This is a genomic window from Hydrogenophaga sp. (assembly GCF_051858985.1).
GTDB lineage: Bacteria > Pseudomonadota > Gammaproteobacteria > Burkholderiales > Burkholderiaceae_C > Hydrogenophaga.
Genome location: NZ_JBHYGM010000002.1, coordinates 870,861 through 896,211, shown reverse-complemented (window position 1 = coordinate 896,211; position 25,351 = coordinate 870,861). Strand labels below are relative to the sequence as shown.

At 64.5% G+C, this 25,351-nt stretch carries 27 protein-coding genes; 18 read left to right on the top strand and 9 right to left on the bottom strand.

Features of this window, described 5'->3' with window-relative positions; translation table 11 throughout:
* Positions 1–50 precede the first annotated feature (50 nt).
* From ACTIEY_RS10640 to ACTIEY_RS10630, 3 genes are read left to right on the top strand one after another with little or no spacing between them, the layout of a single operon-like run.
* On the top strand, positions 51–1,025 hold the full coding sequence (locus ACTIEY_RS10640; RefSeq protein ID WP_439519073.1) for an asparaginase: 975 nt from the start codon (positions 51–53) through the stop codon (positions 1,023–1,025).
* Between the two features lie 3 nt (positions 1,026–1,028).
* Positions 1,029–1,448 carry a hypothetical protein gene (locus ACTIEY_RS10635; protein WP_439519072.1) on the top strand — a complete coding sequence of 140 codons (420 nt, stop codon included), beginning with the start codon at positions 1,029–1,031 and terminating at the stop codon, positions 1,446–1,448.
* Positions 1,449–1,471: 23 nt separating this feature from the next.
* Positions 1,472–1,951: a DUF6152 family protein gene (locus ACTIEY_RS10630; protein WP_439519071.1), complete on the top strand. Its 480-nt coding sequence runs from the start codon at positions 1,472–1,474 to the stop codon at positions 1,949–1,951.
* Positions 1,952–1,955: 4 nt separating this feature from the next.
* Here ACTIEY_RS10630 and adk read toward each other — a convergent pair whose 3' ends face one another.
* From adk to ACTIEY_RS10600, 6 genes are all read right to left on the bottom strand, one after another.
* Complete coding sequence (gene adk / locus ACTIEY_RS10625) at positions 1,956–2,612, bottom strand: adenylate kinase (protein ID WP_439519070.1); 657 nt, start codon at positions 2,610–2,612, stop codon at positions 1,956–1,958.
* 152 nt (positions 2,613–2,764) lie between these two features.
* Positions 2,765–3,550, bottom strand: a complete 786-nt coding sequence (gene kdsB / locus ACTIEY_RS10620) for a 3-deoxy-manno-octulosonate cytidylyltransferase (protein WP_439519069.1) — start codon at positions 3,548–3,550, stop codon at positions 2,765–2,767.
* Positions 3,547–3,753 carry a Trm112 family protein gene (locus ACTIEY_RS10615; RefSeq protein WP_439519068.1) on the bottom strand — a complete coding sequence of 69 codons (207 nt, stop codon included), beginning with the start codon at positions 3,751–3,753 and terminating at the stop codon, positions 3,547–3,549. The genes kdsB and ACTIEY_RS10615 overlap by 4 nt, the downstream gene beginning before the upstream one ends.
* Entirely contained in the window at positions 3,734–4,822 is a 1,089-nt protein-coding gene (lpxK, locus tag ACTIEY_RS10610; protein WP_439519067.1) for a tetraacyldisaccharide 4'-kinase, read from the bottom strand. The genes ACTIEY_RS10615 and lpxK overlap by 20 nt, the downstream gene beginning before the upstream one ends.
* Positions 4,823–4,850: 28 nt before the next feature.
* Positions 4,851–5,288, bottom strand: a complete 438-nt coding sequence (locus ACTIEY_RS10605; protein WP_439519066.1) for an ExbD/TolR family protein — start codon at positions 5,286–5,288, stop codon at positions 4,851–4,853.
* Complete coding sequence (locus ACTIEY_RS10600; protein WP_439519065.1) at positions 5,285–5,932, bottom strand: MotA/TolQ/ExbB proton channel family protein; 648 nt, start codon at positions 5,930–5,932, stop codon at positions 5,285–5,287. Before ACTIEY_RS10600 ends, ACTIEY_RS10605 begins: the two co-directional genes overlap by 4 nt.
* 428 nt (positions 5,933–6,360) lie before the next feature.
* Between ACTIEY_RS10600 and xseA the strand changes: the two genes are divergently transcribed.
* The 3 genes from xseA to ACTIEY_RS10585 all read left to right on the top strand — a co-directional run bounded on the left by xseA (position 6,361) and on the right by ACTIEY_RS10585 (position 10,765).
* Positions 6,361–7,575, top strand: a complete 1,215-nt coding sequence (gene xseA, locus ACTIEY_RS10595; RefSeq protein ID WP_439519443.1) for an exodeoxyribonuclease VII large subunit — start codon at positions 6,361–6,363, stop codon at positions 7,573–7,575.
* Between the two features lie 134 nt (positions 7,576–7,709).
* A complete protein-coding gene (locus ACTIEY_RS10590) occupies positions 7,710–8,291 on the top strand; it encodes a superoxide dismutase (RefSeq protein ID WP_439519064.1) in 582 nt (193 codons plus the stop codon).
* Positions 8,292–8,527: 236 nt separating this feature from the next.
* Positions 8,528–10,765 (top strand): NADP-dependent isocitrate dehydrogenase, encoded by a 2,238-nt coding sequence (locus ACTIEY_RS10585; RefSeq protein ID WP_439519063.1) that lies wholly within the window; start codon positions 8,528–8,530, stop codon positions 10,763–10,765.
* Between the two features lie 30 nt (positions 10,766–10,795).
* Here the strand turns inward: ACTIEY_RS10585 and ACTIEY_RS10580 are convergent, their stop codons facing one another.
* A complete protein-coding gene (locus ACTIEY_RS10580) occupies positions 10,796–11,248 on the bottom strand; it encodes a DUF192 domain-containing protein (RefSeq protein WP_439519062.1) in 453 nt (150 codons plus the stop codon).
* 110 nt (positions 11,249–11,358) lie between these two features.
* Between ACTIEY_RS10580 and icd the strand changes: the two genes are divergently transcribed.
* The 3 genes from icd to clpA all read left to right on the top strand — a co-directional run bounded on the left by icd (position 11,359) and on the right by clpA (position 15,630).
* On the top strand, positions 11,359–12,612 hold the full coding sequence (icd, locus tag ACTIEY_RS10575) for an NADP-dependent isocitrate dehydrogenase (protein WP_439519061.1): 1,254 nt from the start codon (positions 11,359–11,361) through the stop codon (positions 12,610–12,612).
* A gap of 232 nt (positions 12,613–12,844) precedes the next feature.
* Positions 12,845–13,201: an ATP-dependent Clp protease adapter ClpS gene (gene clpS / locus ACTIEY_RS10570; RefSeq protein ID WP_439519060.1), complete on the top strand. Its 357-nt coding sequence runs from the start codon at positions 12,845–12,847 to the stop codon at positions 13,199–13,201.
* Positions 13,202–13,293: 92 nt separating this feature from the next.
* The gene (clpA, locus tag ACTIEY_RS10565; RefSeq protein ID WP_439519059.1) at positions 13,294–15,630 is read left to right on the top strand and encodes an ATP-dependent Clp protease ATP-binding subunit ClpA; all 2,337 of its coding nucleotides are present in this window, start codon (positions 13,294–13,296) and stop codon (positions 15,628–15,630) included.
* A gap of 72 nt (positions 15,631–15,702) precedes the next feature.
* Here clpA and ACTIEY_RS10560 read toward each other — a convergent pair whose 3' ends face one another.
* Both ACTIEY_RS10560 and ACTIEY_RS10555 read right to left on the bottom strand, forming a co-directional pair.
* A complete protein-coding gene (locus ACTIEY_RS10560) occupies positions 15,703–16,188 on the bottom strand; it encodes a DUF1499 domain-containing protein (RefSeq protein ID WP_439519058.1) in 486 nt (161 codons plus the stop codon).
* A gap of 11 nt (positions 16,189–16,199) precedes the next feature.
* Positions 16,200–17,732, bottom strand: a complete 1,533-nt coding sequence (locus tag ACTIEY_RS10555; RefSeq protein WP_439519057.1) for a helicase HerA-like domain-containing protein — start codon at positions 17,730–17,732, stop codon at positions 16,200–16,202.
* A 101-nt stretch (positions 17,733–17,833) separates the two neighbouring features.
* Between ACTIEY_RS10555 and ACTIEY_RS10550 the strand changes: the two genes are divergently transcribed.
* The 9 genes from ACTIEY_RS10550 to ACTIEY_RS10510 are packed head-to-tail and all read left to right on the top strand — an operon-like array spanning position 17,834 to position 25,346.
* Entirely contained in the window at positions 17,834–18,559 is a 726-nt protein-coding gene (locus ACTIEY_RS10550; protein WP_439519056.1) for a YebC/PmpR family DNA-binding transcriptional regulator, read from the top strand.
* Positions 18,556–19,830, top strand: a complete 1,275-nt coding sequence (gene purD, locus ACTIEY_RS10545; protein WP_439519055.1) for a phosphoribosylamine--glycine ligase — start codon at positions 18,556–18,558, stop codon at positions 19,828–19,830. Before ACTIEY_RS10550 ends, purD begins: the two co-directional genes overlap by 4 nt.
* A complete protein-coding gene (locus tag ACTIEY_RS10540) occupies positions 19,827–20,468 on the top strand; it encodes a 1-acyl-sn-glycerol-3-phosphate acyltransferase (protein WP_439519054.1) in 642 nt (213 codons plus the stop codon). Before purD ends, ACTIEY_RS10540 begins: the two co-directional genes overlap by 4 nt.
* 2 nt (positions 20,469–20,470) lie before the next feature.
* Positions 20,471–21,388, top strand: coding sequence for an oxygen-dependent coproporphyrinogen oxidase (gene hemF / locus ACTIEY_RS10535; protein ID WP_439519053.1), 918 nt, complete (start codon positions 20,471–20,473; stop codon positions 21,386–21,388).
* Positions 21,388–22,020 (top strand): nicotinate (nicotinamide) nucleotide adenylyltransferase, encoded by a 633-nt coding sequence (nadD, locus tag ACTIEY_RS10530; RefSeq protein WP_439519052.1) that lies wholly within the window; start codon positions 21,388–21,390, stop codon positions 22,018–22,020. The genes hemF and nadD overlap by 1 nt, the downstream gene beginning before the upstream one ends.
* Complete coding sequence (gene rsfS / locus ACTIEY_RS10525; RefSeq protein WP_439519051.1) at positions 22,017–22,664, top strand: ribosome silencing factor; 648 nt, start codon at positions 22,017–22,019, stop codon at positions 22,662–22,664. Before nadD ends, rsfS begins: the two co-directional genes overlap by 4 nt.
* A complete protein-coding gene (gene rlmH, locus ACTIEY_RS10520; RefSeq protein ID WP_439519050.1) occupies positions 22,661–23,128 on the top strand; it encodes a 23S rRNA (pseudouridine(1915)-N(3))-methyltransferase RlmH in 468 nt (155 codons plus the stop codon). The genes rsfS and rlmH overlap by 4 nt, the downstream gene beginning before the upstream one ends.
* Entirely contained in the window at positions 23,125–23,742 is a 618-nt protein-coding gene (locus ACTIEY_RS10515) for a Maf family protein (protein ID WP_439519049.1), read from the top strand. Before rlmH ends, ACTIEY_RS10515 begins: the two co-directional genes overlap by 4 nt.
* Before the next feature lie 32 nt (positions 23,743–23,774).
* On the top strand, positions 23,775–25,346 hold the full coding sequence (locus ACTIEY_RS10510; RefSeq protein WP_439519048.1) for an Rne/Rng family ribonuclease: 1,572 nt from the start codon (positions 23,775–23,777) through the stop codon (positions 25,344–25,346).
* Positions 25,347–25,351 lie beyond the last annotated feature (5 nt).

Below are 25,351 nucleotides of genomic sequence, written 5' to 3'. Positions count from 1 at the left end.
GTTTTCTTATCCAGTGGCTGTATTTTTAACCAGTTTCGGAGACTTGGCAAGTGGCGCAGGCAATACAGGGTCCTCGGTTGGTGTTGCTCGGCACGGGAGGCACCATCGCCGGTCGAGCGGTGCAGGCTGCAGACAACGTGGGGTATGTGGCAGGCCAGGTGGGCGTGGCCCAACTCGTGACCGCGGTGCCTGCGCTGGGCAGCGTGTCGCTGGATGTCGAACAGATCGCCCAGATCGACAGCAAGGACATGTCGCTGAGCGTGTGGCAAACGCTGGCCAGCCGCATTGCGGCCCATCTGGAACGCCAGGAAGTTCAGGCCGTGATCGTCACGCACGGCACCGACACCATCGAAGAAACCGCATTCGTTCTGCAGCGTTTGCTGCGCCCGGCCAAGCCCGTGGTGTTGACGTGCGCCATGCGGCCATCAACCGCCCTAGCGCCCGATGGTCCGCAGAATCTGAGCGATGCCGTGGCGGTGGCCCGCCATGCGGAAGCTGCCGGCGTTGTGGTGGTGTGCGCCGGGCAGGTGCACGGCGCCCGCGACGTCGCCAAGAGCCACACCTACCGGCTGGACGCTTTCGATTCGGGCGATGCCGGCGCGCTGGGGTGTGTGGAAGAGGGGCAGGTGCGTGCATTTCGCCCTTGGGACTCGGCTGGCGAATGCACTCCGTACGACCCGAAGGCGCTGGCGCGTTTTGTCGCCGTCGAGGATCTGCCGCGCGTCGAGTTGATCACCAGCCACGCCGACACCGATGGCAGCCTGGTTCGGGTCTTGCTCGCGCTGCCGCACGCCAGGCCATTGCGGGGGATCGTGGTCGCGGGCACGGGCAACGGCACGGTCCATCACCTGTTGTCTGACGCGCTGCGCGACGCCCAGGCGCAAGGCATTCGGGTGAGGCTCACTACCCGCTGTGCTGGCGGTCGGGTGGTGCCGCATCCGGGGCTGGCCTTCGAGGATGCGAAAGGTCTTTCGCCCGTCAAGGCGCGTCTGGCGCTTGCGCTGGACCTGTTGTTGGAGGCTTGAGCCGTGCTGGTCGCGCTGGGCGCTCATCCCTGGGCTTACCCCATGCTGGAGGTGGTCCACCTCGCGGGAGTTGCGCTGCTGCTCGGCAACCTGGTGCTTCTGGAGCTTCGCGTCTTTGGATGGGGCAAGGCCTTGCCCTTGGAGCCGCTCGCGCGATTGAGCCTGGGCCTTGCCGTGAGCGGCTTCGCGCTGGCGGCACTTTCGGGTTTGCTGATGTTCGGCACGCAACCTGGGGAACTGTTGGCCAACCGCGTGTTCACAGCCAAGATGGCATTGATCATGCTGGCCGGCTGCAACGCTGGCTGGTTCCATGCGCGACGGTCCCTGCAGCTGCAGGACCGCACGGCCCGCGTTTTGATGTCGTTGTCGACCGTGATGTGGCTGCTGGTGCTCACCTGTGGGCGCTGGATCGGTTATGTATGAACCAGACCTTGAAGGAGATCCGCATGCAGAGACGTGATTTGATGCAGGCCGGCGCATTGCTGGGCCTCACCGGGTGGGGCTCTGGCGCCCTGGCGCACCATGGGTGGAGCAGCTTTGACCAGGACCGGCCGATCTACCTGGAAGGCAAGGCCGTCGACGTGAAGTGGCGCAACCCTCACGTGGAGCTGGTACTGGAACTGCCGGACAACCTGATATTGCCGGCCGACCTGTCCAGGCGACCCTTGCCCGCGCAGACCGCCGGGATCGATGGTCCGGCGTTGCTGGGCAAGACGGTGCTGCCGAGCCGGCGAGAGAAGCGTTGGGAGATCGAGCTCGCCCCGCTGTTTCGCCTGGGGCAGTGGCAGATGCCCGAGATCAAGGTGGGCACGTCGCTGAGCGTGGTCGGCTTCACCTTCAAGGACGAGAAGGGTGAGGCGATCCTGCGAGCCGAATACATCTTCCTAGACGGCAAGACCTACGGGCTGCGATCCAGCCCGGCCTGAGGGCCTACTTCGAGAGCGCTTCCAGGGCGCGCGCCGTGATCTCGTCAACCGTGCCCATGCCGCTGATGGCGCGGTACTTGGGTGCGCCAGCCGGTTCAATGCGGGCCCAGCTGCTGTAGTAATCCACCAGTGGACGGGTCTGCGCGCTGTAGACCTCCAGCCGTTTCTTCACGGTTTCTTCGCGGTCGTCGTCGCGCTGAATCAGCGGCTCGCCCGTGACGTCGTCCTTGCCGTCCACCTTGGGCGGATTGAACTTCACGTGGTAGGTGCGGCCCGATCCGGGGTGCGAACGGCGACCGCTCATGCGTTCGATGATGGCCTCGAAAGGCACGTCGATCTCCAGCACGTAGTCCAGCTTCACGCCGGCCGACTTCATGGCGTCGGCCTGGGGGATGGTGCGAGGGAAGCCGTCGAACAGAAAGCCGTTGGCGCAGTCGGGCTGGGCGATGCGTTCCTTCACCAGGTTGATGATGAGGTCGTCACTCACCAGGCCGCCTGATTCCATGACCGCTTTGGCTTGCAGTCCGAGCGGGGTGCCGGCCTTCACCGCAGCGCGCAACATGTCGCCCGTGGAGATCTGGGGAATGCCGTATGTCTGGCAGATGAACGTGGCTTGCGTTCCCTTGCCGGCCCCAGGAGCACCCAACAGAATCAGTCTCATCGCTTTCCTTGTTCAGAGTTTCAATGGCTTGGCCGCCGGTCTCCAGCAGCGCGCCCGGGCCTGGGACCCGGGGCAACCGTTCGAGGATAGCACGGGCATTCCGGCGCCCGGCTTACAGCATCTGGTGCCGGTTCACCGGGGAAAACGGGGTTTCAGCCAGTGCGAATCAGGGCCCGCACGCGATCGAGGTCGGCGGGTGTGTCCACGCCGGGACCCGGCGACAAGTTCGTCACGTGCACGGCAATGCGGTACCCATGCCAGAGCACGCGCAGTTGCTCCAGCGATTCGGTGGCCTCCAGTGGAGCGGGCTCAAGCCGGGGGAACTGGCGCAGGAATCCGGCTCGATAGCCGTAGATGCCGATGTGGCGCAGCGGGGCTGGCGAGGGCAGGGCGGTGAGTGGCTCTGCCGAAGCCAGAGAGCCCAGGCCGTCGCGCCACCAAGCGATCGGCGCGCGGCTGAAGTACAGCGCGGTTCCCAGGCGGTCCAGCACCACCTTCACGACATTGGGGTTCATGAACTCGTCGGGGTGTGCGATTGCGTGGGCCGCGGTGCTCATCACGCAGTCGGTCCGGCGCGTCAACTCGGCGGCCACTGCGTCGATCAGCGCGGGCTCGATGAGGGGTTCATCGCCCTGCACATTCACCACCACCTCGTCGCTGGCCACATCCAGCAGGTCGCAGGCTTCAGCGAGGCGATCGCTGCCCGAGGCATGGTCGCCGCGGGTGAGCACCGCTTCGACGCCATGAGCCTCGCAGGCCTGGACAATGCGAACGTCATCCGCGGCCACCACGCAGCGCCGCGCGGCGCTCTCGCTCGCACGGCGTGCCACGCGCACCACCATCGGCAGGCCGCCGATGTCCGCCAGCGGTTTGTCGGGCAGCCGGCTCGACGCCAGGCGGGCGGGTATCAGGACGGTGTAGCCAGCCGATGCGCTCATTCCAGCGGCGTGGGCGCTGAAGGGCGCGCCGCTTCTTCTTCCGTCAGTGGGCGCGCTTCGTGTTCCAGCAGGATGGGGATACCGTCCCGCACCGGGTACGCCAGGCGGGCGCTGCGCGAGAGGAGCTCCTGCTTCTCGCGATCGAAGATCAGCGGTCCCTTGGTGACGGGGCAGACCAGCAGTTCAAGCAGTTTGGTGTCCATGGCGCGATGATAGTCGCGCCAGGTGCGCATCCACCTGGTCGAGGAAGGCGCGTTCGGGCGCCAGTTCCAGTGGCACTGCCCAGGCCTGCAGCGAGCCACCAGCAGGCAGAAGCGGGAAGAGCTTGACCGCATCCTTCTCGGTACAGATCAGGGGATGGCGGGCGCTGCGGACGGCCGCTTCGTAGTCCGTGGCGTCTGCGTGGTCGGGCAGCGACACGCAGTCAGCCAGCGTGAGACCCCGCTCTCGAAGCATCTCGAAGAAGACTTCGGGTCGCGCGATGCCGGCGATGGCCACCAGCGGCTGTCCATGCAGGTCTTTCAGCGGCTTGTGGTGTCCGTCGGGCGCCACGGCCGAAGCGGCCAGCTGACGCACCGCGTTGAACACGGGCATGCCATCGTGCGGCGACACGCTGCGGATGGCGCATCCGGCGCGACCCTGCTGGAGCACGAGATCGGGACGGCCCGGAGAGCCCGGGGCCGGCGGCCAGGGCTCCCGAAGCAGGCCGGCGGGCAACAACCATCCGTTGCCCAGTCCTCGCTCGTCGAACACCGCCACTGTCAGGTCGCGTCCCAGGGCCAGGTGCTGCATGCCGTCGTCGCAGATCAGCAAGTTCACCTCCGGATGCGCCCGCAGCAGGGCCTGGGCCGCCTCCACCCGACGGCGCGCCACACACACGGGTGCGCCCGAGCGCCGACGGATCAGCAGCGGTTCGTCGCCAGCGTGGTGGGCAGGTGTGTCGGGCTCGACGTGCACGACGCCGTCACCACGCCGCCCATGTCCGCGCGAGATCACGCCTGGGCGCCAGCCTCGGGCTTGCAGGTGCGCGACCAGCGAGAGCGTGGTCGGCGTCTTGCCGGCGCCGCCCACCACGACGTTGCCCACCACGATGACCGGAACCTCCAGTTTGTGGGTTACGCGCAGACCCAGTGCATAGAGCCGACGGCGAAGCGCGATGAGAAAGCGGTAGATCAGAGAGACGGGCCAGAGCGAACACGCCAGCGGGCCACGACGTTGCGCACTTTGAAGCCAGGCTGATGCCCAGGCCGCTCGTCTGTTGGCCTGGCTCATGACGGGCGCCGGGCGGATGCTGCCCGCGTCAGGGTTTGCCGCGGGCGGCCGATGCACCCGTCTGCTGCGTGGCAAACGTGATCTGCACCAGGCCGGCGCGGCGCGCGGCATCCATCACGTTGATAACCGACTGGTGGGTGGCGGCCGCGTCGGCGCTGATGACGATCACCGTCTCGCGACTGTTCTGGCCGGCCTGAGAGAGCACTCGAGTCAGCGCATCCACGCCCACGCCTTCGAGGATCTGACGGTTGATGGAATAGCGGCCATCGGCGCCAACAGCCACGACCACCTCGCGCGGATTCTGCTTCGGAGCTTGCGCATCGGCCACGGGCAGGTTGACCTGCAGCTCCGTGAACTTGCTGTAGGTGGTGGTGAGCACCAGGAAGATCAGCACCACCAGCAGGATGTCGATGAACGGGATCAGGTTGATCTCGGGCTCATCGCGCGTTCCGGGGCGAAAGTTCATAGCGGCGTCCGGCGCAGGCTCAGCAGGTGGCGGGTGAAGCGCTCGGCGGCAATTTCCATGGCCAGCAGGTAGTCGTCCACCCGAGCCCGGAAGTACCGCCAGAAGATGAGGGCGGGGATGGCCACGATCAGCCCAAAGGCCGTGTTGTAGAGCGCGATGGAGATCCCGTGGGCAAGCTGGCCGGGGTTGCCCATGCCGGGCACGGCGCCGGCGGCGTCCGTGGCCTGGGAGCCGAAGATCTCGATCATCCCGATGACGGTGCCCAGCAGGCCCAGCAATGGCGCCGCGGACGCAATGGTGGCCAGGGCTCCCAAGTAGCGCTGCAGCTTGGCAGCAGCCTGGCGACCCGCGCCTTCCAGGCTCGCACGCAGGTCGTCTTCACTGGCGCGCGGATTGCTGTTGAAGGTCCGGAAGCCGCTCGCCAGCACCGAGCCCAGCACCGAGTTCTGTTCAAGCTGGGTCACCACGTCGGGACCGGGGATGCCGTTGCGCGACACCATGATGGCTTCGTCGAGCAACTTGGGCGGCACGATCTTGCTGGATTTCAGGCTGATGAAGCGCTCGATGACCAAGGCCAGACCCAGCACGGAACAGATGATCAGAGGCCAGATCGGCCAACCGGCGGCTTGTATGATGGAAAACAAATCGGGGCTCCTGTCGTCGGCCACCCGAAGGGGGGGCCCGTACGGTCGAACGATTATGTCTCAGCCCCTGCGCTTCCCCGGGGTGGCCATCCCCTCCAGCACGCCGGATGTCGGGCCACATCCACACGCCCGCTCAAGCCGCATGCCATGCACAGATTCTGTGGATAACTTTGTGAAGAACGCGCCCGGATCCGGTCCCGAAGCGGCTCGCAGCGCGGTCTGCGACGGATCGATGACAAAACAGGCAGGTCAAAAAGCTTTGAAATCAACGCACTCGCGCCAGCGCCGCGCCCCATCTACGCGCCCGCGCCTGAAAACCAGCATCTGCGCGGCTTGTGGACACATTTGCATGAGAAACGCCCGTGGCTGAATCCTTTTCTGACGCCGATGCCCGCACGGCGCGGCGAGTGTGGGCGGTTGGGCCGCTGATGCGAGCGGTGGCGGACACCCTGGCTGCTCGCTTCAATCCTGTGGCGGTTCGGGGCGAACTTTCCGGCTTCTCGCGCGCAGCCAGTGGTCATTGCTATTTTTCCCTCAAGGACGAAGGCGGGCAGGTGCGCTGCGCCATGTTTCGACGGGCCGCCGACCAACTCGATTTCACCCCCCGAGATGGCCAGCTAGTGGAGGCACGCGGCAAGCTCGACGTCTACGGACCGCGCGGCGATCTTCAGCTCATCGTGGAGAGCCTCAAGCCCGGAGGTCAGGGCACGCTGTTCGAGCAGTTCCTCCAGCTCAAGGCGCAGCTCGAGGCAGAAGGCTTGTTCGAAGCCGCGCGCAAGCGGCCGTTGCCGGCGCAGCCACGTGGCATCGGCGTGGTCACCTCGCTCGGCGCAGCGGCCTTGCGAGACGTGGCGACCGCGCTCAGGCGCCGCGTGCCGCACATCCCGGTGGTGATCTACCCTGCCGCCGTACAGGGCACGCATGCGCCTGGCGAACTGTGCGCGGCGCTCCAACTGGCCTACTCCAGGGCGGAATGCGATGTGCTCCTGCTGGTTCGCGGCGGCGGATCGCTGGAAGACCTCTGGTCCTTCAACGACCCCACGCTGGTGCGCACCATTGCCCGGGCAGCCATGCCGGTGGTTTGCGGTGTCGGCCACGAGACCGATTTCACCCTGGCCGATTTCGTGGCCGACCTGCGCGCGCCCACGCCCACCGCCGCCGCCGAGCTCTGCGCACCGCCCCGCGATCAGCGCCTGGGCGAACTGGATTACCTGGATGAGCGCCTGACGTCCACCGCAATGGGCATGCTGGACCAGCAAGGCCAGCGGCTGGACCGGCTGGCGCAGCGGCTCGGGCGCCCATCGACCCGCCTGCACGACAGCCAGCAGCAACTTTCACGCCTGCAACACCGCCTGCAAAGCGGCGTGCTGCTTTCAGCGCAGTCGCAACGCAACCGACTCCTGGCCCTGAAGACCACCTTGCCGCAGGCGCGCCAACGGGCGCTGGACCGGCAGAACACCCGCCTGCAGCGCGCCGAGGTGGCGCTGGGCATGCTCGATCCGCGCCTGGTGCTGCAGCGCGGCTATGCGTTCCTGACCGACGAGCAGGGTCGCGCACTCACGCGCGCCACACAGGCCTCCCCCGGACAGGCCGTGCGAGCCACCCTGGCCGACGGCGAACTCGGCCTTCGGGTTGATTCCTGAGCCTACGTTCGCGGTGCGAGAAACCATGCTCGCCTTGCCGTTGGCAGCCTTGCCTACAATGCATCGCTGTTGACCTGCTGCTCCTTGCGCCGCAGCCAGGCACGTGTCACTACTCCAACACAAGAGGACCCCCCATGGAACACACCCTGCCCGCATTGCCCTACGACCTGGATGCACTGGCTCCGCACTACAGTCGCGAGACCCTGGAGTTTCACCACGGCAAGCACCACAACGCGTATGTGGTGAACCTCAACAACCTGCAGAAGGGCACCGAGTTCGAGAGCATGGACCTCGAGTCCATCGTGAAGAAGTCCAGCGGCGGCATCTACAACAACGCCGCCCAGATCTGGAACCACACCTTTTTCTGGAACTGCATGAAGCCCAGCGGCGGTGGCGAGCCCTCAGGCAAGCTCGGCGAAGCGATCACGGCCAAGTGGGGCAGCTACGCCGCGTTCAAGGAAGCCTTTGTCAAGTCGGCTGTGGGCAACTTCGGTTCTGGCTGGACCTGGCTCGTGAAAAAGGCCGACGGCACGGTGGACATTGTGAACATGGGCGCCGCAGGTACCCCGCTGACCACGGGCGACAAGGCCTTGCTGACGGTGGATGTGTGGGAGCACGCTTACTACATCGACTACCGCAACCTGCGCCCCAAGTTCGTCGAGACCTACCTCGACAAGCTGGTGAACTGGTCTTTTGCCGAAAAGAACTTCGGCTGAAGCTGCCTGGCACATGAGCAGGGCTCGAGGGGCAAACCTTCGGGCCTTTTTTCTTGATCGCGCGCGAAAAAAATGAAGATTTTCGGGTCGCTGTTCTGCATTGTGGGAATGGCGTTCCAAAATCGACGGTCTGCGCGGGTCTGGGAAAGCAAAATCACGGGTGGTCCCGGACGCATGCCCGGACGACTTGACCGGCACGGCCGGCGGCCTACCCCAACAATCCCTGGAGATACGCAATGAGCAGCCAGCAACCCACCATCATCTACACGCTCACGGACGAAGCACCCCTGCTGGCCACCAGTGCGTTTCTGCCCATCATCCGCACCTTCGCCGCACCTGCGGGCGTGAACGTGGCCACCAGCGACATCTCCGTGGCCGCTCGCGTGCTGGCCGCTTTTCCCGAGTGCCTGACCGAGGAACAGCGCGTGCCTGACTATCTGGCCGAGCTGGGCAAGCTCACCCTCAAACCGCAGGCGAACATCATCAAGCTGCCCAACATCAGTGCCTCGGTGTCTCAACTGATGGCCTGCATCAAGGAACTTCAGGCCAAGGGCTACAAGATTCCGGACTACCCTGAAAACCCGAAGACGGACGAGGAAAAGGACATCCGTGCGCGCTACTCCAGGTGCACGGGCAGCGCGGTCAACCCCGTGTTGCGCGAGGGCAATTCGGACCGCCGCGCCCCCCGGGCCGTGAAGGAGTACGCGCGCAAGAACCCGCACAGCATGGGGGAGTGGAGCCAGGCGTCGCGCTCGCACGTCTCGCACATGCACGCCGGTGACTTCTACCATGGCGAAAAGTCCATGACGCTGGACAAGGCGCGCGACGTGAAGATGGAGCTGATCACCACGAGCGGCAAGACCATCGTGCTCAAGCCAAAGGTGTCGCTGCTGGACCGCGAGATCGTGGACTCGATGTTCATGAGCAAGAAGGCGCTGCTGGCCTTCTATGAAAAGGAGATCGAGGACGCCCACAAGACCGGCGTGATGTTCTCGCTGCACGTCAAGGCCACCATGATGAAGGTGTCCCATCCCATCGTCTTTGGCCATTGCGTGAAGATCTTCTACAAGGAAGCCTTTGAAAAGCACGGCAAGCTGTTCGACGAGCTCGGCGTCAACGTCAACAACGGCATGGTCGATCTCTACAACAAGATCGCCACGCTCCCGCAGAGCAAGCAGGACGAGATCAAGCGCGATCTGCACGCCTGCCATGAAGGCCGCCCCGAACTGGCCATGGTCGATTCCGCCAAAGGCATCACCAACTTCCATTCCCCGAACGACGTGATCGTTGATGCGTCCATGCCCGCGATGATCCGCAACAGCGGCAAGATGTGGGGCGCCGACGGTCGACTCAAGGACGTGAAGGCGGTCATGCCGGAGTCGACGTTTGCCCGCATCTACCAGGAGATGATCAACTTCTGCAAATGGCACGGCGCATTCGACCCCAAGACGATGGGCACCGTGCCCAACGTGGGTCTGATGGCGCAGCAGGCCGAGGAGTACGGCTCGCACGACAAGACTTTCGAGATCCCCGAACACGGTGTGGCCAACATCACCGACCTGGCCACCGGCGAGGTGCTTATGAGCCAGAACGTGGAACAGGGCGACATCTGGCGCATGTGCCAGGTCAAGGACGCTGCGATCCGCGACTGGGTGAAGCTCGCCGTGAACCGGGCGCGCAATTCAGGCATGCCCGTGGTGTTCTGGCTCGACCAGTACCGTCCGCATGAGGCGCAACTCATCACCAAGGTCAAGATGTACCTGCACGAGCACAACACGGCTGGTCTGGACATCCAGATCATGAGCCAGGTGCGAGCCATGCGCTACACGCTGGAGCGTGTGATCCGTGGCCTGGACACGATCAGCGCCACCGGCAACATCCTGCGCGATTACCTCACCGACCTGTTCCCCATCATGGAACTGGGCACCAGCGCCAAGATGCTGTCCATCGTGCCGCTGATGGCGGGTGGCGGCATGTACGAGACCGGTGCCGGCGGCTCGGCGCCCAAGCATGTGCAGCAACTGGTGGAAGAGAACCACCTGCGCTGGGATTCGCTCGGCGAGTTCCTGGCCCTGGCCGTGTCGCTCGAAGACCTGGGCTTGAAGACGGGGAACGCGCAAGCCAAGATCCTGGCGCGCACGCTGGATTCGGCGACCGGCAAGCTGCTGGACAACAACAAGAACCCGTCACCGAAGACGGGACAGCTCGACAACCGTGGCAGCCAGTTCTACCTGGCGCTGTACTGGGCGCAAGAGCTCGCGGCGCAGACGGAGGACGCGGCACTGGCGGCGAAATTCGCGCCTCTGGCGAAACAGCTCGCCGACAACGAGAAGACCATCGTCGCCGAACTTGCTGCGGTGCAGGGCAAGGCGGTTGACATTGGGGGGTACTACAAGCCCGACTTCGACAAGCTCGAGACCATCATGCGTCCCAGCAAGACGTTCAACGCCGCACTCGAATCGATCAAGGCCTGAGGCGGCCAGCAGGCCGGGGAATTCCCCGGCCTAACGGGTGAAGGGACCGCCCGACAACCTTGAGCCCGCCTTCAGGCCCCGCTTGCCAAACCAGCCCTGGTGCATTTCCAGCACATAGCGCACCGGCTTGGCAGAGCAATGTGAATCCAGGCTCTGGGGCTGCATGTCCGCCAGGTTGACGATGGTGCCGTCGTCCGCCACAAACGCAGCCGTGAGGGGCAGCAACGTGTTCTTCATCCAGAAGCATTGGCTGGCGGGCTGCTCGAACACGAACAGCATGCCCTCGTTGGCCGGCATCTCCTTGCGAAACATCAGCCCGGTGGCCCGCTGTTCGGGTGTGCTCACCACCTGGGCGTTGATCAGGAACATGCCTGCCGACAGCTGGACCCGGGGCAACTGCAGCTGAGGCGCATCGGCTTGCGACCAGACAGGTCCGGTGGCAGCGAAAAGCAGGCAGAAGAGGGGGATGAGAAGGCGTTTCATGGGGGCAGGGCGTTGGACCGCGATCAGGGCCGCATTGTGCGCCACCCGTCTCGCATGCAGGGCCCGGACTAGAATTTCCCCCTCATCCCGCCATACGCAGACGCCAGCCCATGTACCAGCACATCCAGGTTCCCGCCCAGGGTCAGAAGATCACGGTCAATGCCGACATGTCCCTGAACGTGCCTGACGAGCCCATCGTGCCGTTCATCGAGGGAGACGGGACTGGAGTGGACATCACGCCTGTGATGCTCAAGGTGGTCGATGCCGCTGTGGCCAAGGCCTATGGCGGAAACCGCAAGATCCACTGGATGGAGGTGTACGCGGGCGAGAAGTCGACGCGCGTGTACGGGCCGGACGTCTGGCTCCCGGAGGAAACGCTTGCCGTGCTGCGCGAGTACGTGGTGTCCATCAAGGGGCCACTGACGACGCCGGTGGGCGGCGGCATCCGCTCCCTCAATGTGGCCCTGCGACAGGAGCTCGACCTTTACGTGTGCCTTCGCCCGGTGCAGTACTTCAAAGGCGTTCCATCGCCGCTCAAGGAGCCCGAGAAGACCAACATGGTGATCTTCCGCGAGAACTCGGAAGACATCTACGCCGGTATCGAATACGAGGCGGAGTCGGAAAAGGCGAAAAAACTGATCAGGTTCCTCACCGAAGAGATGGGGGTCACCAAAATTCGCTTCCCCAATACATCGGGCATCGGTGTCAAGCCGGTTTCCCGGGAAGGCACCGAGCGCCTGATGCGAAAGGCGGTTCAGTACGCCATCGACAACGACAAGCCCAACGTGACCATCGTGCACAAGGGCAACATCATGAAATACACCGAGGGCGGGTTTCGTGACTGGGCCTATGCGCTGGCGCAGAAGGAATTCGGCGCCCAGCCCATCGACGGAGGCCCGTGGTGCCGTTTCAAGAACCCGCGAAGCGGACGCGACATCTTGATCAAGGACAGCATTGCCGACGCTTTCCTGCAGCAGATCCTGCTGCGTCCGGCCGAATATTCGGTGGTGGCGACGCTCAATCTCAACGGCGACTACATTTCTGACGCCCTGGCGGCACAGGTGGGCGGTATCGGCATTGCGCCGGGTGCCAACCTGTCGGACACGGTGGCCTGTTTCGAGGCGACCCACGGCACGGCGCCCAAGTACGCGGGCAAGGACTACGTGAACCCGGGTTCGGAAATCCTTTCGGCCGAAATGATGCTCAGGCACATGGGCTGGAAGGAAGCCGCTGATCTGATCATCAGTTCCCTGGAAAAGGCCATCCTCAGCAAAAAGGTGACCTACGACTTTGCCCGCCTGATGGATGGAGCCACGCAGGTGAGCTGCTCGGGGTTTGGCGAGGTCATGATCGAGCACATGTAGCTCGGGGCCTCTCCGGGCCTCCGTCTGTCGGCGCGTCGGGCAGACGAACAGCGGTTCGAATGACGGCTTTCTTCACGGTTTTCCTGCCGGCTTTGGATTCACAATGAGGCATGGACGATCGCGCCGCTGCCAAGCCTCCACGGAGTCCGGGTTCAGGCTTCCCAAGCCAGATCCGGATCATCCTATGCCCGCACGTCGTTGCGGACACGGGCGCGCCGCTAGAATCATTTTCATGGCCACCCAGAACCCGAAAAAACCACCCACTCCCGTTGCTCCGCCCAGTGTGGGCAGCGACGATTCGGTGGTGCTCGAGCGTCGCGCACAGCGCACACAACCGCCCCAGATGTTCCAGGTGGTGCTGCTCAACGACGACTTCACCCCCATGGAGTTCGTGGTCCACGTCATCCAGGAGTACTTCAGCAAGGATCGGGAGACGGCGACCCAGATCATGCTCAAGATCCATCTGGAGGGAAAAGGGATCTGCGGCGTCTATTCCCGCGACGTGGCGAGCACCAAAGTGGATCAGGTCCTCCAGGCTGCCCGCGCATCGGGGCATCCTTTGCAATGCATGAGTGAGCCGGTTGAATAAACCCAAACCCACCCCATTTGAACTCCGTACCCCATACTTGAATCCAGAAATCGATTGCTCATCTCCTCATCCCCATCCCAAAGGACGTGCCCATGATTGCCCAGGAACTTGAAGTCAGCTTGCATATGGCCTTCGTCGAGGCCAGGCAGCAGCGGCACGAATTCATCACTGTCGAGCACCTGCTGCTTGCCCTGCTTGACAACCCCAGCGCAGCCGAGGTGCTGCGAGCCTGTTCGGCCAACATCGACGACCTGCGCAAGTCCCTGACGAATTTCATCAAGGACAACACACCCCAGGTCGCCGGGACCGATGAGGTGGACACCCAGCCCACCCTGGGATTCCAGCGCGTGATCCAGCGCGCCATCATGCATGTGCAGTCCACTGGCAACGGCAAGAAGGAAGTCACCGGCGCGAATGTGCTTGTGGCCATCTTCGGCGAGAAAGACTCGCACGCCGTGTATTACCTACACCAGCAGGGCGTGACCCGCCTGGACGTGGTGAACTTCATTGCCCACGGCATCCGCAAGAGCGACCCGCCTGAGCCCACGAAATCGGGCGAAAGTGCTGCCGAGAACGAGGAAGCCGGCGAAGCCAAGGGAAATGAAAAGGCTTCGCCCCTGGAACAGTTCACCCAGAACCTTAACCAGCTTGCCAAGGACGGCAAGATCGACCCGTTGATCGGGCGCGAGTACGAGGTCGAGCGCGTGATCCAGATCCTGTGCCGTCGCCGCAAGAACAACCCGCTGCTGGTGGGAGAAGCTGGCGTGGGCAAGACCGCTATCGCGGAAGGCCTGGCCTGGCGCATCACCCAGGGCGACGTGCCCGAAATCCTTGCCGACTCGGCCGTGTACTCGCTGGACATGGGTGCGCTGCTCGCCGGTACCAAGTACCGGGGCGATTTCGAGCAGCGACTCAAGGGTGTGCTCAAGTCGCTCAAGGACAAGCCCAATGCGATCCTCTTCATCGATGAAATCCACACCCTGATCGGGGCCGGCGCGGCCTCGGGCGGCACGCTGGACGCGTCCAACCTGCTCAAGCCGGCGCTTTCCAGCGGCCAACTCAAGTGCATTGGCGCGACCACGTTCACCGAGTACCGTGGCATCTTTGAAAAGGACGCCGCACTCTCCCGCCGGTTCCAGAAGGTCGACGTGGTCGAGCCCACGGTCGAGCAGACGGTCGACATCCTCAAGGGCCTGAAGTCGCGCTTCGAGGAACACCACAACGTCAAGTACGCCCTGGCTGCTCTGCAAGCGGCGGCTGAACTGAGCGCCAAGTACATCAACGACCGGCATCTGCCCGACAAGGCCATCGACGTGATCGACGAGGCGGGTGCTGCGCAGCGCATCTTGCCGGTGTCCAAGCGCAAGAAGACCATCAGCAAGGCCGAAGTCGAGGAAATCGTGGCCAAGATCGCACGCATTCCCCCGGCCAACGTATCGAACGACGACCGCAGCAAGCTGCAGACGCTGGAACGCGACCTGAAGAGCGTGGTGTTTGGCCAGGACAAGGCGCTGGAGATCCTGGCTTCTTCCGTGAAGATGGCGCGTTCGGGCCTCGGCAAGAACGACAAGCCGATCGGCGCGTTCCTGTTCAGCGGCCCTACGGGCGTGGGCAAGACCGAGGCCGCCAAGCAGTTGGCCTACATCATGGGCATCGACCTGATCCGCTTCGACATGTCGGAGTACATGGAGCGCCATGCCGTGAGCCGCCTGATCGGCGCACCTCCCGGATATGTGGGCTTTGACCAGGGCGGATTGCTGACGGAAGCCGTGACCAAGAAGCCGCACTGCGTGCTGTTGCTCGACGAGATCGAGAAGGCGCATCCGGACATCTTCAACGTGCTCCTGCAGGTGATGGACCACGGTACGCTGACCGACAACAACGGGCGCAAGGCCGACTTCCGCAACGTCATCATCATCATGACGACGAACGCGGGTGCCGAGACCATGAACAAGTCGACCATCGGCTTCACCAATCCGCGCGAGGCGGGCGACGAGATGGCCGACATCAAGCGCCTGTTCACGCCGGAGTTCCGCAACCGCCTGGACGCCACGGTGAGCTTCAAGGCGCTTGATGAGAACATCATCATGCGCGTGGTCGACAAGTTCCTGCTGCAGCTGGAAACGCAGCTGGCCGAGAAGAAGGTGGAAGTGACCTTCACCGACGCGCTGCGCAAGCACCTGGCCAAGAAGGGTTTCGATCCGCTGATGGGAGCTCGCCCCATGCAGCGCCTGATCCAGGACACGATCCGCCGTGCGCTGGCCGACGAACTGCTCTTTGGTCGCCTGACGGAAGGCGGTCGCCTCACCGTGGACATCGAGACCAAGCTCGACGAAGCAGGCAAGGAAACGCAGGAAGTCCAGCTCGACATCCAGCCCCTGCCGAAGAAGGAAGGCAAGGCCAAGCCCGAGGAAGCCACCGCGGGCTGAGATAGCCGTCGCCATGCACAAGGCCCGGTCTTGCCGGGCCTTTTGCTTTTCGTGGTGATGGGGCCCCGAGCCTCAGGGTGCTGTCAGATACGCCGCCCGAATCGCTTCGATGCGCTGCCGGTTGACGCCGAAGTCCTCCCGCCCCAGTCGGCTGGCACTGCGCAGCTCAATCACGCCAGCGGTGGGATTGGCCCAGAATTCCAGATCGTCGACAAACTTGAGCCAGCGCGTCTGTGCCTGGGCTTGGAGGTAGTCGGCGCGCTGCTCGACCACAGTGATGCCCGGAAAGGTACGCAGCGCGGTCTCCAGCGAACGGATCGACTCGGTAGGTCCACCCGCCTTGAACGGCAAGGGATCGATGGCGGCGTAGCTGCGCTGGGGATGGTCCGGGTACAGCGCCGCCTGGCTGCTCACACTGTTGCGGGTGAGCGAAGGCGGTTTCAGGCGGCCCTCCTTCACGCCCAGGTCGCCAGGGCGCTGCCCACCCAGCAAGCCGACTTGCGCGGCCACAAGCGCCAGAACGATGGCCGCAAGAACGATGTAGAACGCGATTTTCATGGGATCTCCGATCAGCGCTTGCCGCCCAGCAATCCGCCGAGCACGCCGCGCAGGATCTGCCGCCCAAGCCCACTGGCCACCGTGCGCGCGGCGGTCTTGGCCATGGTCTGCACCAGGCCGTCGTATTGACCGCCGCGAGGGCCGGTGCGGCCAAAGAGCGCTTCATTGATGGCGCTCTTCTCGACTGGCGTTTCCTTGGGAGTGCCGGGAATGCGCGGGGTCCTCGCGGCGGGTTTGGCGGCTTCGGGCTCGGCCTCGGTGCCACGGGCACCGGCATGGTTGCGGAACATCTCGTAGGCGCTCTCGCGGTCCACCACCTTTTCGTACACGCCCGCCACCAGCGATTCCTGCCGCAGCTGGTTGCGCTGGGCATCGGTGATGGGGCCGAGTTGACTGCCCGGCGGAATCACGAACACGCGCTCGGTTTCGCTGGGCCGTCCTTTCGAGTCCAGAAGGCTCACCAGCGCTTCGCCCACGGCCAGCTCGGTGATGGCGGCCTCAATGTCCAGGCCAGCCTTGGGTCGCATGGTCTGGGCGGTGGACTTCACGGCCTTCTGGTCGCGCGGGGTGAATGCGCGCAGCGCATGCTGCACCCGGTTGCCCAGCTGGCCCAGCACGCTGTCGGGAATGTCCAGCGGGTTCTGCGTCACGAAGTAGACGCCGACGCCCTTGGAGCGCACGAGGCGCACCACCAGTTCGATGCGCTCGATGAGCACCTTGGGTGCCTCGTTGAACAGCAGGTGGGCCTCGTCAAAAAAGAAGACCAGTTTGGGCTTGTCGGGGTCTCCGATCTCGGGGAGGGTCTCGAACAGCTCCGACAGCATCCACAGGAGAAACGTGGCGTACAGGCGCGGCGCATTCATGAGCTTGTCGGCCGCCAGGATGTTGATCACGCCCTTGCCATCGACCGTCTGCATGAAATCGCTGATGTCAAGCATCGGTTCACCAAAGAACTGGTCGCCGCCTTGCTGCTCGACCTGCATCAGCCCGCGCTGGATGGCGCCGATGCTCGCTGCGCTGATGTTGCCGTACTCGGTGGTGAACTGCTTGGCGTTGTCGCCGATGTGCTGCAGCATGGCCCGCAGGTCTTTCATGTCCAGCAGAAGCAGCCCGTTGTCGTCGGCGATCTTGAACACGAGGTTGAGCACGCCCGCCTGAGTGTCGTTCAGGTTGAGCATGCGTGCCAGCAGCAGTGGCCCCATGTCGCTGATGGTGGCCCGCACCGGATGGCCGAGTTCGCCAAACACGTCCCAAAGCGTGGTCGGGCAGGACTGAGGGGCCGGCAGGGTGATGCCACGTTCCTGCAAGACCTTGGTCAGCTTCTCGCCGAAGCTGCCCTTCTGGCTGATGCCCGACAGGTCGCCCTTCACGTCGGCCATGAAGACTGGAACGCCGATGTTGGAGAACTGTTCAGCCAGCGTCTGAAGCGTCACCGTCTTCCCCGTGCCGGTGGCACCGGTGATCAGCCCATGGCGGTTGGCCAGTCCCGGCAGCAACTGGCAGCTGGTGTGGGCGTTCTGGGCGATCGGCATCGGTTCGGCCATGGCGGTTCTTCCTGGAGGTGCGTTGTTCGGGGCAGGGCGGGTGAAAACGTAAAATCGCAGGCTATTAGATCAAAGCCAGAACAGGCTGAAGGACAAATTTCGTGGCCGGACACAGCAAATGGGCAAATATTCAGCACCGCAAAGGTCGTCAGGACGAGAAGCGGGGAAAGATCTGGACGCGCGTCATTCGTGAGATCACCGTCGCCGCTCGCCAGGGTGGTGGCGACCCGGCCATGAACCCCCGCCTGCGCCTGGCCATCGAGAAGGCCAAGGCCGCCAACATGCCGGCCGACCGCATCAAGTACAACGTCGACAAGGCATCGGGCAACCTGGAAGGCCAGGCGCTCGAGGAGATCCGCTACGAGGGCTATGGCATCGGCGGCGCGGCGGTGATCGTGGACACCATGACCGACAACCGCGTTCGAACCGTGGCCGAAGTGCGCCACGCGTTCAGCAAATACGGCGGCAACCTGGGCACCGACGGCTCGGTGTCCTTTCAGTTCAAGCACTGCGGCCAGATCATCTTTGCGCCTGGCACGTCAGAAGACAAGGTGATGGAGCTTGCCCTTGAAGCCGGTGCGGACGATGTGATCAGCGACGACGAGGGCGCCATCGAGGTGCTGACTTCACCAATGGACTTCGAAGCGGTGAAGAACGCGCTGGAAGCTGCTGGCCTGAAGCCGGAAGTGGCCGAGGTGACGATGAGGGCTGAAAACAGCATCGAACTCACAGGCGACGAGGCGGCGCGCATGCAGAAGCTGCTGGACGTGCTCGAGGACCTGGACGACGTTCAGGACGTGTTCCACAACGCTGAAATCGCCGAATGAAAGTCCTTGTCATTGGCGGTGGTGGCCGCGAACACGCGCTGGCCTGGAAGCTCAAGCAAGCCGAAGGTGTGACCGAGGTGTTTGTGGCACCCGGCAATGCCGGTACCGCGCGAGACCCGGGGCTCACCAATCTCGCCATCAGCGACAAGGCCGCGTTGCGCGAATGGGCGATGAACAACGGGATCGGCCTGACGGTCGTAGGACCTGAAGCGCCGCTGGCTGCTGGCGTGGTGGACGAATTCCGCGCCCATGGGCTGGCGATCTTCGGCCCCACCCAGGCCGCTGCTCAGCTGGAAAGTTCCAAGGCCTTTTCCAAGGCCTTCATGGAACGCCACGGCATTCCCACCGCGAAATACCGGACCTTCACCGACGCCGACGCTGCGCACGCCTACGTGACTGCCGAGGGCGCGCCCATCGTCATCAAGGCCGACGGGCTGGCCGCTGGCAAGGGCGTGGTGGTGGCCATGACGGTGGCCGAGGCGCACGAAGCCATCGATTTCATGTTGGTCGACAACGCCCTGGGTGTGGTGCACAACGAGGGCGGCGCACGCGTGGTGATCGAGGAATTCCTGGCCGGCGAGGAAGCCAGCTTCATCGTGCTCTGCGACGGGGAACACGCGCTGGCCCTGGCCACCAGCCAGGACCACAAGCGACTGCTGGACGCCGACCATGGACCCAACACCGGTGGAATGGGCGCGTATTCGCCCGCGCCGGTGGTCACGCCGGTGGTTCACGAGCGGGCCATGAACAAGGTGATTCTTCCCACGCTGCGTGGCATGGCGGCCGATGGCATCCCCTACACCGGCTTTCTGTACGCGGGCTTGATGATCGCGCCGGACGGAACCGTGAAGACGCTGGAATTCAACTGCCGGATGGGCGACCCGGAAACCCAGCCCATCCTCATGCGCCTGCGCAGCAACCTCGCGCAGGTGCTGCTCAGCGCCACGCGCGCCGAGCTGGACCGTGTCACGCTGGAGTGGGATCCGCGCGTTGCACTTGGGGTGGTGCTGGCCGCCTACGGCTATCCGCTCAACCCCCGAAAAGGCGATGCCATCATCGGCTTGTCAGCCGACGAGCCCGACTGCATGGTGTTCCACGCGGGCACCACGCTGGCTGGAGCGCACGTGCAGGTGTCGGGCGGGCGGGTGCTGTGCGTCACGGCCTTGGCGGAATCCGTGTCCCAGGCGCGCGAGCGCGCTTACGAAGCCGTGGCATCCATCGCCTTTGACGGCATGCAGTACCGCCGCGACATCGGGTACCGCGCGCTTTGAACGGTCCGCTCGACTATCCCGGGCCTCACGAGGTGCGTTTCAAGGGTTCCGCCCTGGCGCGAGCGCTTCTGGGCAGCATCGGCTGGAGGTTGCAGTACGAAGGCTTCCCGTCGCTGCAGGGTGTGGCCATCATTTACCCGCACACCAGCAACTGGGACTTTGTGGTCATGATCCTCGCCAAGTGGGCGATCGGCATACCCGCCCGCTTCTGGAGCAAGGATTCTCTGTTTCGCGTGCCGCTGCTGGGGCGCTGGCTGAGCTGGCTGGGCGGGATCGCCTTGCAGCGCGGTTCTCCGCAGGGCATGGTGGGCAACATGGTGAACCTGATGAATCAGCACCGGCAGGAAGGCAAGGTGCTCTGGCTGGCGCTGTCGCCCGAAGGCACGCGCCGTCGCATGCCCGGCTGGCGCAGCGGTTTCTACCGGGTGGCGCTGGGTGCAGACGTGCCGGTGGCGCTGGTTCACCTCGATTACAGTCACAAACTGGTCAAGGTCATGGATTTCCTGCGCATGAGTGGAGACATCGAAGCCGACTATGCCCGCATTGCCGCCGCTTACGAGGGTGTGGGCGGATTGCGCAAGGACGGCGCCAGCCCCGTGCAACCCTTGGCCAGGCCTTTTTCTGCCGATACGGTGTGAGCATGCAACAGAGTCCCCAGTCACTGGTTCGTGAGTACCTCGTCGATCTGCAGGAGCGAATCACCTCCACCGTGGCTCTCGTCGATGGCGGTCGCTTCGTGGTCGATTCGTGGACAAAGCCGCGCGGCGAGGCGCTGCAAGGCAATGGCGTCACGCAGATCCTGGAGGACGGCGCTGTGTTCGAGCGCGCCGGGTGCGGCTTTTCCCATGTGAGCGGTCCGCGACTGCCGCCCTCGGCCACGCAGCACCGGCCAGAACTCAGCGGCGCCCCCTTCGAAGCCATGGGGGTCTCGCTGGTGTTCCATCCGCGCAATCCCTACGTGCCCACGGTTCACATGAACGTTCGCATGCTGGCGGCCAAGCCCGCCGGTGGCGAGCCGGTATGCTGGTTCGGTGGTGGCATGGACCTCACGCCCTACTATGGTTTTGAGGAAGACGCGGTGCACTTCCACCGATCCGTCAAACAGGCCCTGGATCCTTTCGGTGTCGACAAGTACCCACGCTTCAAGAAATGGTGCGACGAGTACTTCTACCTCAAGCACCGCGACGAGCAGCGCGGCATCGGAGGCGTGTTCTTCGACGACTTCTCCGAACTCGGCTTCGACGGCAGTTTTGCCATGATGAGTTCGGTCGGTGACGCCTTCCTCGACGCCTACCTGCCTCTCGTGGACCGCAGGAAGAACACACCCTATGGCGAACGCGAGCGAAGCTTCCAGCTCTACCGCCGCGGCCGTTATGTCGAATTCAACCTGGTGTGGGATCGGGGCACCCACTTCGGCCTGCAATCCGGTGGGCGCAGCGAGTCCATTTTGTTGTCCATGCCACCGCTGGTCAGTTGGGCCTACAACCGGAAGACCAAGAAGGGCACGCCCGAAGAGCGCCTCTACAAGGATTTTCTGGTGCGCAAGGACTGGCTCTGATGGCCGCTCGGCGCGTGGGGATGTTCGGCGGCGCTTTCGACCCGCCCCACCGCGCCCACCGTGCGCTGGCGGAGACGGCGCTCGAACAGCTCCAGCTGGACGTGTTGCACATCCTGCCCACCGGCCAGGCCTGGCACAAGTCGCGCACGTTGTCAGCAGCAGAGCATCGCGTGGCCATGTGCCAGCGGGCATTCGGGGATCTGCCGCGGGTGGTGCTGGACGAGCGGGAAATCCATCGCCTGGGGCCGAGCTACACCGCCGACACACTGAGCGAACTGCAGCGCGAATACCCGGGCGCCGAGCTCTTTCTTGTGCTGGGCGCTGACCAGTTGCTTGCCTTCAAGACCTGGGTGCGCTGGGAGGAAGTGCTGGAACTTGCCACGCTGGCGGTGGCCAACCGCGCGGCCGACATTGGCGCCCACGCCGCGCTGGACCAGACCAGGGAAACCGATCTTTCGGGGGTTGAACTCCCCTTTCAACCGCTGCGCATGCCGCTCAGGAACATCAGCGCCACCGATGTGCGAGCGCGCGTGGGCCAGTCGGCACCCGATGCCGGCGCGCTGGGCGTTCTGGTGCCAGAGGCCGTCGCAAGCTATATTTCACAACACCACCTCTACCAGCCTCCTCAATGACCAGCGAAACCACAGCCAAAAAAGACATCCAGAAACTCCAGCGTGCCATCGTCGATGGGCTCGAGGACGTGAAGGGTCAGGACATCGTGGTCTTCAACACCGAGCACCTCTCCCCGCTCTTCGAACGTGTGATCGTCGCCAGTGGCACGTCGAACCGTCAGACCAAGGCCCTGGCCGCGAGCGTGCGCGATGCCGTGCGGGAGGCGGGCTTTGACAAGCCGCGCATCGAGGGTGAGGAAAATGGCGAGTGGATCATCGTGGATTGCGGGGCGGCCGTGGCACACGTGATGCAGCCCGTGATCCGCCAGTATTACCGCCTCGAGGAAATCTGGGGTGCCAAGCCCGTGCGCGTGAAACACGGTGCCGAAAAGCCCGCGGCGCCGGTGAAGCCTGCCGCGAGGAAGAAGCCGGCCAAGGCGCCCGAGGTCGCACCGGTTTCTGCCAGGACCGTGGCGCGCAAGGCGGCTTCCAAAGCCGCACCGGCGCCGGTGGCGACGAAGAAAACCCCTGTCCGCAAGGCCACGCCGACCAAGACTTCTTCGCCGAAGAAGGTGGTGGTGGTTGGCAAGCCCGCGGCGAAGAAATCCGCCGCGAAGCCCGCTGGCCGAACCCTCAGCAAGCCGGCCGCCAAGAAGAAGGCATGAAGCTGCTGATCGTCGCGGTCGGGCAGAAGGTGCCCGACTGGGCCCAGACCGCCTACGACGATTACGCCAAACGCTTTCCACCCGAGTTGCGGGTGGAAATCAAGACCGTGAAGACCGAGCCGCGTGCTTCCAGAACGCTGGAGACGCTGTTGTCCGCCGAGCGGGAGCGCATCGAAGCCGCCGTTCCGCGCGGCAGCAGAGTGGTCGCGCTCGATGAGCGAGGCACCACCCTGACCACCAGAGCGCTGGCGGTGCAACTGCAGGCGTGGCAACTGGAAGGTGATGACGTCGCGCTGGTGATCGGCGGACCGGACGGGCTTGACCCGGCTTTTCGCGCTGCCGCACACCAGCGCATCCGCCTGTCCGACCTGACCTTGCCGCATGCCATGGTCAGGGTGCTGCTGATCGAGCAGCTCTACCGCGCCTGGTCCATCAACGCCAACCACCCCTATCACCGCGAATGAGTGATTTCATCTACCTCGCTTCGCAGAGCCCGCGCCGCCTGCAACTGCTCGAACAATGGGGCGTGCGCTGCGAGCTGCTGCTGCCCGACGCCCTCGAGGATGCGGAGTCGCTGGAGGCGGTGCTGCCGGGCGAAGCGCCTGCAGCCTACGTGCAGCGCGTGACGGGGCTGAAGTTGCAGGTATCGCTGGCGCGCCTCAAGCGCCGCGGCCTGCCCAGCGCGCCCGTGCTCTGTGCCGACACCACCGTGGCACTGGGTCGACGCATCCTGGGCAAACCGGCCGATGCCGCCGAGGCGCGCGCCATGCTCACCGCCCTGGCCGGCCAGCGCCACCGCGTGTTGACCGCCGTGGCCGTGGGGCGCGCAGGGCCGCGCACGAATCGCACCTGGCGCGCGTTGTCCACTTCGTGGGTAACGTTCGAGCCCCTGAGCCCAGCACGCATCCGGCGTTACGTGGACGGGGGCGAGCCCATGGGCAAGGCCGGCGCCTACGCGATCCAGGGCAAGGCCGGGCTCTGGGTCAGCCACATCAGCGGCAGTTATTCGGGCATCATGGGATTGCCCGCGCACGAGACGGCACAGGTGCTCTCGGCCGCTGGCGTGCCACTGGACTGAACCACCACAACAATGCCACGGAGACGGCCGACATGAGCCAGGACATTCTGATCAACTGGTCACCGCAGGAAACGCGTGTGGCGGTGGTGGAGCAGGGGGCCGTGCAGGAAGTTCACCTGGAGCGCACGCTCGAGCGCGGTCTGGTGGGCAACATCTACCTGGGCAAGGTGTCGCGCGTGCTGCCGGGCATGCAGTCTGCATTCATCGACATCGGCCTGGACCGCGCGGCGTTCCTGCACGTGGCCGACCTCATGCCCAACATCGCAGCCAAGCACGCGGCGCCGCGCGAGCGGGCGCCGCAGATGGGCGTGGGCGACGCCGAGGCTGCCGCACCGGCTGTGCCGGCCACGGTGGTGAATAGCGCACCCAAGGTGCTCACGCCCAATCCGGTGCTGCCCATTGAACGACAGATCTTCGAAGGTCAGGCGCTCATGGTGCAGGTGCTCAAGGACCCCATCGGCACCAAGGGCGCGCGCCTGACGGCGCAGATCAGCATCGCCGGGCGCCTGCTCGTGTTCCTCCCGCAGGACAACCACATCGGCGTCTCGCAGAAGATTCCGCCGGCCCAGCGCGAGGCCTTGCGGCAACGGCTGGTGAGGCTCACGGCCACCAGCGACGGCAGCCCGGCGGGCGGCTTCATCCTGCGCACCAACGCAGAGGACGCCACCGACGAAGAATTGGTGGAAGACACGGCGTATCTGCGCAAGACCTGGTTGCGCATCAAGGAAGCGTCCACGCGACAGCCCTCGGCGACGCTGTTGCACGAAGACCTGAACCTCATGCAGCGCGTGCTGCGGGACCTGGTGGGCGCACAGACGCAATCGATCCGCATCGATTCACGCGAACAGCACGGCCTGCTCACCGCCTTCGCGGGCGAGTTCATGCCGGACACCGTGACCAAGCTGCAGCATTACAGCGGCGAGCGTCCGATCTTCGACCTGTTCAACATCGACGAGGACATCGTGCGAGCGCTCAGCCGCCGCGTGGATCTGAAGTCCGGTGGCTACCTGGTGATCGACCAGACCGAGGCGCTCACCACGGTGGATGTGAACACCGGGGGCTTCGTGGGGGCACGCAACTTCGACGACACGGTCTACCGCACCAATCTCGAGGCCGCGCAAGCCATTGCGCGGCAATTGCGCCTGCGCAACCTGGGCGGCATCGTCATCGTGGATTTCATCGACATGGTGCGCGAAGACCACCGCGAATCGGTGCTCTCCGAGTTCCGCAAGCAGCTCGCGCGCGATCGCGTGAAGACCATGACGGGCGGTTTCTCCCAGCTCGGCCTGGTGGAGATGACCCGCAAGCGCACGCGCGAGTCGCTGGCCCACATGCTCAGCGAATCCTGCGCGGCCTGTTCGGGGCGGGGCGTGGTGAAGACGGCGCGCAGCGTGTGCTACGACATCCTGCGCGAGATCCTGCGCGAGGCGCGTGCCTTCAATCCGCGCGAATTCCGCGTGGTGGCTTCGCCCAAGGTGATCGAGTTGTTCCTCGATGAGGAACGGGCGCATCTGGCGGGTCTCTCGGACTTCATCGGCAAACCGATCTCGCTGCAGAGCGAGAACTCCATGACGCAGGAGCAGTACGACATCGTCCTGCTCTGAAGCGC